The organism is Humibacter ginsengisoli (genome assembly GCF_054780095.1).
In genome coordinates this window covers 40,518-48,788 of record NZ_BAAGWZ010000001.1, presented here as the reverse complement: position 1 = coordinate 48,788, position 8,271 = coordinate 40,518, and the positions used below count along the sequence as shown (strand labels likewise).

Sequence of the window (8,271 nt, the reverse complement as noted above, 5' to 3'; positions counted from 1 at the left end):
TCCGGACTCCTTGCAGTGATGGCCTCATGCACGTGGCACACGGCCATGAAGGTTCGTCAACGGGGTGAGGGCAGAACCGTGTGGGAGCACGGTTCCGTCGAGCGACACGACGCGGTTAACAGCCGAAATTCTGTCGCTCGGCAGAACGCCGCGTCAAGGAAAAATCGAGGCTTGGTCAGCTCCCCTTCGGGGGGTGCACTGCACGCGGCAAGAACATGCCTGTCGGGGCATATATCGTCCGGATGGCAACTCATCGGGCTCGCAGAGCCAGGACGGCGAACGTCCCCACGTCCGCTCCCATGGCCACCTCCGCCGTGGGGCCCGCCGGACTCAGGCCAGCCGTGGTGCACCGCGGTGTTCAGCGCGATGGTCGCGGCGGCGGTACGTCGGAGTCACCGGCCGTCGTGCCCGAGGCATCGTCGTCAACATGGCGCGGCGCGGCGCCGTTCTCATCCGCCGAGCGCGGGCCTCGGACATCCGGATCGATCTCGTTCGCGCGGCCGAGCTTCTCATCGACCGCGGCACGCGCGTTGCCGGCATCAGCGGCATGCGCCTCGGCGTCCCTGCGACGGCGTTCGGCTTCCACCTCCGCCTGCTTCGCGTCCGCGTCCGCCCGGGATGCCTTCGCTTCCCGCTCGCGTGCGGCGAGGTCGTCGTCCCTTGCCGCGGCACGGAGTTCGTCGGCGCGATGCCTGTCATGTTCCTGCTTGCGTCGGCGTCCGACGGTCAAAGCGATCGCCACGATGATCGCCACCACGACGATCACGATGATGATGATCAGGACGACCCATCCGGTTGTGTTCATGCTCGGACACCGTACGCCCGCCCCGCGCTGCGGGCAGGGGTTGACGGATGCCGACACGGCGGTGCGCGAGGCCGCGGTCACGCGGCCGGCTGAGGCTTGCCGCAGCCAGGAGACGCACCGCGCCGATTTATGTCGAAGGCGGCTGGAGCCTCCGTACGACGTGGGACGCGTCAAGCAACGCGCAGGTCGTCCATTCGATCGCGATCCCAGGCAATGCCGAGGCCCGGCACGTCCGGCGCGTATGCGAACCCGTCCCGGATGTCGATTGACGCCGTCGTGATCGCCCGCAGCTGCGGAATGTGCTCGATGTACCGGCCGTTGGGCACCGCGGCGGCGAGGCTGACGTGCAGCTCCATCAGGAAGTGCGGGCAGACATCCACGTTGAACGCCTCCGCGAGGTGGGCGACTTTCAACCAGGAAGTGATGCCACCGATGCGCGCCACGTCAACCTGGACGACACTTGCAGCACCGCGCTGGAGATACTCTCGAAAATGGCCGACGGAGTACATGGACTCGCCCACCGCGACGGGAATCCTGGTCGCAGCCGCGAGACGCGCGTGACCGTCCACATCTTCAGCAGGAAGCGGCTCTTCGAGCCAAAAGAGGTCTGCCGGCTCGAGAATGCGTGCCCGCCGGATGGCGTCGGCGGCACTCATCGACTGATTCGCGTCCACCATCAGGTGCATGGCGGTGCCTATTTCGTCTCGGATGGCCATCAAGCGTTCGAGGTCCTCGTGCGGGTCCGGCTTCCCGATCTTCACCTTGACGCCGTGCCATCCGGCCTCGCGGGACTTTCGGGCGGAGCGTACGAGGTCGTCCACCGTGAGGTGCAGCCATCCGCCTTCAGTGTCATAGAGCGGCACTTCGCGGCGGTGACCGCCGGCGAGCTTCCAGAGCGGAGCCTGCGCCCGTCGCGCGGCGAGATCCCAGATCGCGGTGTCGACCGCGGCGAGTGCGAGGTTGGTGATGACGCCGACCGTGGTGGCCTTCGTGGAGAGGAAGAGCGCGTTCCAGACGGCCTCTGTAGCACCTGCGTCCATTCCGCGCAGGAGCGGGATGAGGTGCTCCTGCAGCAGTGAGAGCACAGCGCGGCCGCCCGTTCCGATCGTGTAAGAGTATCCAGTGCCGGTCAGCCCGTCGTCGGTATCGATCTCGACGAAGATCGTCTCTTGCTTGGCGAAGGTCTGCAGAGCGTCGGTGCGCACGGTCTCGACATCCACGTCGACCAGGTATGCGCGGGCGGCCGTGATGATGGGCATTGCCGTGCCTCGTTTCTTGAGCGGTACGTCGGACGGGTTCAGCCGCGGGGAAGAGATGGAGCCGGCGTAGTGGCATGTTCCAGGGCGAATCGCTCGCGCAGCACAGCTAAAGCTGCGATCCGATCTGCCGTACCGCCGGACTCGTGCCCCGCGCCTGGCCATTCCCTATACGCGACCGGTGCGGAGTAGGCGGCGGCCGCCGCCGCAGCCGTCTGCGGCGGGCAGATGTCGTCGATCAATCCTGCGCTGATCCAGCCCGGGGCGACGGCGTGCCTCGCCGACGTGACGCCGTCGACGTACGCGAGCGTGCGCATGACGGCATCCGTCTGTTCTGGATGATCGGCGAGAAAGCCGCGAACTTCGGTCCACGGCCCAGACACCGCGTGCTCCAGGGCGAACGGGGCGTCGGTGAGAAACGGAGACTGCGCAAGCACGGCGACGACGTCGGGCACGAGCGCACCCACTCCGAGCGCAATGCCGCCTCCCTGGCTGTTGCCGATCATCGCGACCCGCGACGGGTCCACCTCGGCGAGCTGTCGCACGGCCTCGACCGCCCGTACTGCGTCGACGAACGCTCCGCGGTAGTAGTAGTTGTGCGGGTCGAGGATCCCATCGAGAATGTGCCCCGTGCTGCCGCCACCCTGTTCGTGCGTGTTCACGATCAGGTGCACGTATCCCGCTGCTGACCACACCAGATCGTCGATCGCGTTCAGCCGTCCGGCGCCATATCCATTGGCATGCACGACGGCCGGCAGCGGTCCGGTGCGGTGTCGCGGCAACCGCAGCCATCCTGTCACGCGCCGGCCATCGGCACCGGCGAACGCGAAGTCGCGAACCTCTACGGTGGCGAGCCCCGTGTCGACCGTCTCCCCGCGTATGTCCAGTGGATGGCTGCGCGCGTCAGCAAGGGCGGCATCCCAGAACTCCCAATAGTCGCCGGGGGTATCCAAGGGAGCGGTGTCTCCGATGATCATGTCGTTCTCATGTTCCTGATCGAGCCGGCGGGTCGAGGCGGATGCGTCGACCCGCCGCCAGGTTCAACCCACCGTGTACCGGATCACGTCGGTGCGCATCACGTCGCCTGATGCCTTCACCGCCATGAACGTGTGGGTTCCCTTGTGCAGCCCCGACACCGAGTACGTCAACTGCTGGGTGCGCCTCGACTCGCTGGAGGTGTCGACGCGCTTCACTCGCTTGCCGTCGATGTAGATGTCGACAAGGCCCTGGTCCGGCCCGGTCGCCGTGATCCAGTCGACGCCTGTTCCCTTGAAGGTGTACGAGACGGAGTCGCCGTTGGTGGTGGTTGCGTGCACGTCGTCGTAGGCGTCACCACGGAACGAGACGTCGAGACTGTCGGATCCGATGGGCAGCGTCTTCAGGAACGCACTGGCGAGTGTCACCTTCGAGCCGGACACCGAGTAGTCGGTGCCCTTCTTCAGCGTTGTGCCGTTGTACGCTATGCCGGCCAGCTCGCTAGGGTCACGCAGCAACGTGACGCTGACGTCCGCAGGCGCCTTGTCGTCGAACGACACAGAAGCGGGGTCGATCAGGCCAGGCTGCACGACCTTCAGGCAGTCGAGCAGCATGAACTGCCCGGACCTCATCACCACTTTCAGAGTGTGCTGTCCGTTCGTGAGGCCACTCGTAGAGAACACCGTCTGCTGCGCCACATGCGGATGACTCGCATCGCTTGACGCGCTGATGGTCTTGACGAGACTGCCGTCGATGTAAACGTCGGCGTTGCCCTCCGACTCGTCGAGTTCGGTGAGGTACGAGATACCGGTGCCCGTGAACGTGTACGAGAACGAGTCGCCGACATTCTGAGTCCAATGGACGCCGTCACCGTAGTCACCGAACCCGCGACCGGTGCTGTTGTTCCAACTGCCCGTGTACGTAATGCCTGGGTCGGTGTCGTCGACCGTGGTCGTGAGGTCTGCCCCTGTCGTGCTGGGCGGCGCCGGTGTACCGGTGTCGGTGACCGTCACGCCGAGCGCCTGCGTGGTGGCCGCGACCTCGTTGCCCCCGTTGCGCGTCCAGTCGCCGCCGTAGCCGACGCGTAGTGCATCGTCGTTGACGGCAACATGGTCTCCCGACTTCGGCGTCACCTTGAGCAGCCGGACGCCATGGATCGGGATGTCCGATCCGGTGAACGACGAAGAGAAGGTTCCGAGATTCTTGTGACTCCAGAGGTCGCGGACGCTGGCAGGTCCGCTGAGGCCGATGTCAGACCAGTTGGCCGTGATGTCTTTCTCGGTCTGGCCAAGGTTGAAGAGTGCCACGGTGTAGCTCCCGTCGGGCTCGAGCGTGTACCAGACCTGCTGCTGGGTCGAGGTCGACACCGGGCGGGCCGGTGTAGCCGCCTGGTCGACGGCGATCACCTCAGGATTGGTGAGCAGGCTCAGACCGTACGAGTCGAGTTGCGTGAGGTCATTGCCTGTAGACATCGGCGCGGCCGAGATCGCCCATAGGGTGGCGGCGGACTGCCTCTCATCACGGGTCAGGCCGTCCATCTTGCCGTTGCCGATATCGAGCGAGTCAAGGTCGTTCCATCCCCCGTCACCGGCATCTCGCCACCTCGTGGCCAGGTCGGGGAACAGTCGTGCGATGTTGCTCCACTGAGTGAGCGCCACGCCCTGGCAGTAGCACTCGACATCCCAGTCGATACGCCAGCCGTCGGCCTTCGACTTCCAGTACGAAGCGTAGTTCGGGTCGAGCGCCCATGAGAGCTCGAACCAGATCTTGTGCGCCTTCAGCGCCTTTGACCACGCCGCAACGTCATCACGCGCGTCGATCGAGAGGTCCGTGATCCCCGATCCCGGGGTCACGCTGTCGAATTTGACGAAGTTCACGCCCCACTTGGCGAAGAGATCGACGATCGAGTCGATGTACTTCTGAGAGCAAGGGTTCGAGAAGTCGATCTTGTACCCGATCTTCCAGTAGTCCGACGGCTGCGGTGGCTGCTTCACGATGTCGTGGGTCGTGCATCCAGGTGCATCCGCGATGGGCAGCGCCGCGTTGTAGACGGCGGGCGAGATGCCGGGGATCATGTACACACCGAGCTTCTGGCCGTTGGCGTGCACGTGGTCGATGACAGTCTGAAATCCCTGGGGGTAGAGGGTCTTGCTAGGCACTGGCCGACCGTTGGCGTCGACGCCGTCACTCCAGCCGGCGTCGATGTTGATGTAGTCGTAGCCGAACTTCTGCAGCTTGGCATGCATGGCATCCGACTCGGCCATGATCTGTTTGCCGGTGATCCACTTACTGTTGTCATAGACCTGCATGCTGTAGCTGCTCCACCCCATGTAAGGTTTCACGGCCCAGGGGTCCGCGGTGGATGCCGCCGGCTTTATCGGGGTCGGCACCGGCACGTCTGACGCGGTGGGGCTCGGCTTCGAACCGGTCTTTGCCGATGCTGTGGGCGTCGGGCTCGCCGTGGCGCCTGGAGACGTCCGAGGACTTGCCGTCGGGGTCGCGGTCGATGTCGGGGTAGCGGTCGATGTCGGGTTCGCGGTCGATGTCGGGGGCGGCGTGATGGTGGGAGTGGTGGTCGTCGGAGTCGGTGTCGCGGTGCTGGGTATCGCGCCTGCCGGTGTGGCCGCAGCAGCCATGAGACCGACAGCCACGACGGTGGCGCCGACGATCCCCCAGGATCGCCGCGCCCGGGAATGCCGTGTCATGCGTATTCCTCTCTGGTTTCATCCGAGGCGTCGGTGCCGCGGATCGTTCTCGATGGACCCTCAGCGCTGTTGCGCGTCGTTCCACCGCGTGCCCGTCATGGTTGCCGGGCGACGTCGAAGACCATTGCTTGTTCGGGGTTGAGGGTGGGCAGCGGCACACCCGCGATGGCGAGCACGGAACCGGGCAGCGATGCACCGGCTGGCGTGGACGCCGCCACGACCCATGCCGGGTCGGCGTTCTCGTGGCGGCTGACGTCACCGAGCTCGTCCCGGACCCGAACCACGTACCGCGCATTCGGGTCGAGACCGGGAAGACGAACCCGACCCGACTGCCCGTGCGCACTGGTGGTCAGGCGTGCCCACGTGAAGAGAGCGCGGCTCCCGTCTCGAGCCACGATCCCGCTGAGCATGGCCGTCTCGTCTGCCAGATCGGCGTTCACCACGCGGCCGGAGTGGAGCAGCGGTCGCAACTCACGATAGGTCTGCGCCCACGCTGAGACGCGCTGAAGATCCTCCTCACTCGCGTTCCGTAGATCCCATTCGATGCCGGCGTGCGACGTCAGTGCGATGGCGAGGCGGAAAGAGAGGTCGGTGCGACGGCCCGTGGTGTGCGAACGCTCGGCACCGAGATGGGAGCCGATGAGCTCGGGCGGCACAAGCATCCTCGTCCAGCGTTCGATCTGCAGACGTTCGACGGGGTCGTTACAGTCGGATGGCCACAGCCGGTCTGTGTGATCGAGAATGCCCAGATCTACGCGACCGCCACCGCCAGAGCAGGTCTCGATCTCGAGCCCCGGATGTCTTTGGTGCAGCTCATCGAGCATGCGATAGAGCGCCTGCGACTGCTCGTGGACGACCGGGCGGTCGCCGCACGCCCGCCGGCCGACCGGTTCGGTGAGGTCGCGGTTGTGGTCCCACTTGATGTAGTCGACGCTGTACTCGGTGACGATCGCGCTGATGCGCTCGAGAACGTAGGACCAGGCATCCGCACGCGCGATGTCCAGCACGTACTGGTGCCGCGCCGGCGCGCCCAGGCCTTGCCTCGGTCCGAGCACCCAGTCGGGGTGCTCGTGCGCCAGCTCGGAATCAAGGCTGATCATCTCGGGCTCGAACCAGAGTCCGAACTGCATGCCCCGACCGTGCACCAGGTTGGCGAGAGGGCCGAGGCCGTCGGGCCAGACGTTGCCGTCCACGACCCAGTCCCCGAGCCCGGCTCCGTCATGTCTGCGACCCTGAAACCAGCCGTCGTCGAGCACCACCCGCTCGACCCCTACCCGAACGGCGCGATCAACGAGGTCAGCGAGCCGCTCGAGATCGTGGTCGTAGTACACGGCCTCCCAGGTGTTGAGTACGAGCGGTCTTGGCGAGGACGGATGCCGTGGCCTGGCTCGCAAACGGTCGTGCATGCGCTCCGCCAGCCCGTCCAGACCGCGATCGCTCCAGACGAACAGCGCTGTGGGCGCGTCGTAGCGGTCGCCATTGCCGAGGATGATCTCGCCGCAGCGAAGGTCTTCGCCCACACCCAGCACCGATGAGAAGGTGCCTGCCCCTTCCGGCAGACGTTCGACGAGGTATTCGGCGTCGCCGCTCCATGCCAGGTGCGCCGCCCATGCCTCGCCATGGCGGAACGCGAGGTCAGGGGTGCCGGCGACCACGAGATACGGCGCGTCGTGCCCCGGCTTTCCGCGGTGGGCTCGTCGCACATGGCTTCCGAATCGCATGGCACCGTGCTGCGGCGATCGCTCCCTGCACCACTTGCCAGCGAAGTCGAGAACCTCCGTCGCCCGCTCGGGTACGGGCATCAATGCCCGCAGACCGCCAAGCGTGTAAGGGACGTCTCCCGAGGTGTCGCGCTCGATGCACATGTCGACCGCAAGTACCCCGTACGGATCGAGCTCGAGCGCCAGACAAGACCGCGTGGACGTGACGGCGTCCTCCAGGTGGAAGACTATCCGCCCCCCGCCCGTGCCTCGATCCTCGAATTCGGTGTCGACGAGTTGGGGACGTGGTGTGGTGGCGGTGCCCGCCGCGTGGCCGGTCTGCGCCTGGCTGCCGAGCCATCCCTCGAACTCGGTGGGCCAGAGGCTGAAAATGCGCGGAACATCGGGCGAGTTGTTGAGCACGGCAGGCTCCGCGGTCTCACGCAGTGCCGCTATCGCCACATCGTCAAGGGCTTCGAGCGAGGCACCCCAGTGCAGCACGCGAGGCACATGCCGTGACGCGTCGACGACGAGTGATACGCCGGCGGCGTGCAGGGCGAGAACGGCAGCGGTGCCGTCGGGCATGAAAACTCCCAGGCTCAATTAGTTGACTGTGTCAATAAACCATGGTCAAGTGAGAAGCGCAACCGCGAATCGTAGATTTCTTCACAAGTGAGAGATCAGCGCAAAGCGCTGACCTTCTAGCCCGGAACGCGCGATGATCGAACGGGGATGTGAGTGGCAGCGACGCGCCACTTTAATTGATGTCAAAAACATTCTTGCCCTACGCTGTCTTGAGCTGAGGGCCGATGCACGCACACCTGGTGCCC

The 8,271-nt window shown here is 65.6% G+C and carries 6 protein-coding genes; all 6 read right to left on the bottom strand.

The window, feature by feature from the left end:
- Positions 1 to 358: 358 nt before the first annotated feature.
- The 6 genes from ACYVI5_RS00195 to ACYVI5_RS00170 all read right to left on the bottom strand — a co-directional run bounded on the left by ACYVI5_RS00195 (position 359) and on the right by ACYVI5_RS00170 (position 8,026).
- Complete coding sequence (locus ACYVI5_RS00195; RefSeq protein ID WP_460578483.1) at positions 359 to 805, bottom strand: hypothetical protein; 447 nt, start codon at positions 803 to 805, stop codon at positions 359 to 361.
- A 170-nt stretch (positions 806 to 975) separates the two neighbouring features.
- The gene (locus ACYVI5_RS00190) at positions 976 to 2,064 is read right to left on the bottom strand and encodes a mandelate racemase/muconate lactonizing enzyme family protein (protein ID WP_460578482.1); all 1,089 of its coding nucleotides are present in this window, start codon (positions 2,062 to 2,064) and stop codon (positions 976 to 978) included.
- A gap of 38 nt (positions 2,065 to 2,102) precedes the next feature.
- Entirely contained in the window at positions 2,103 to 3,038 is a 936-nt protein-coding gene (locus tag ACYVI5_RS00185) for an acetylxylan esterase (protein ID WP_460578481.1), read from the bottom strand.
- Positions 3,039 to 3,101: 63 nt separating this feature from the next.
- Complete coding sequence (locus tag ACYVI5_RS00180; protein ID WP_460578480.1) at positions 3,102 to 5,345, bottom strand: X2-like carbohydrate binding domain-containing protein; 2,244 nt, start codon at positions 5,343 to 5,345, stop codon at positions 3,102 to 3,104.
- On the bottom strand, positions 5,332 to 5,763 hold the full coding sequence (locus tag ACYVI5_RS00175) for a hypothetical protein (protein WP_460578479.1): 432 nt from the start codon (positions 5,761 to 5,763) through the stop codon (positions 5,332 to 5,334). Before ACYVI5_RS00175 ends, ACYVI5_RS00180 begins: the two co-directional genes overlap by 14 nt.
- Before the next feature lie 73 nt (positions 5,764 to 5,836).
- Positions 5,837 to 8,026 carry an alpha-galactosidase gene (locus ACYVI5_RS00170; protein WP_460578478.1) on the bottom strand — a complete coding sequence of 730 codons (2,190 nt, stop codon included), beginning with the start codon at positions 8,024 to 8,026 and terminating at the stop codon, positions 5,837 to 5,839.
- Positions 8,027 to 8,271 lie beyond the last annotated feature (245 nt).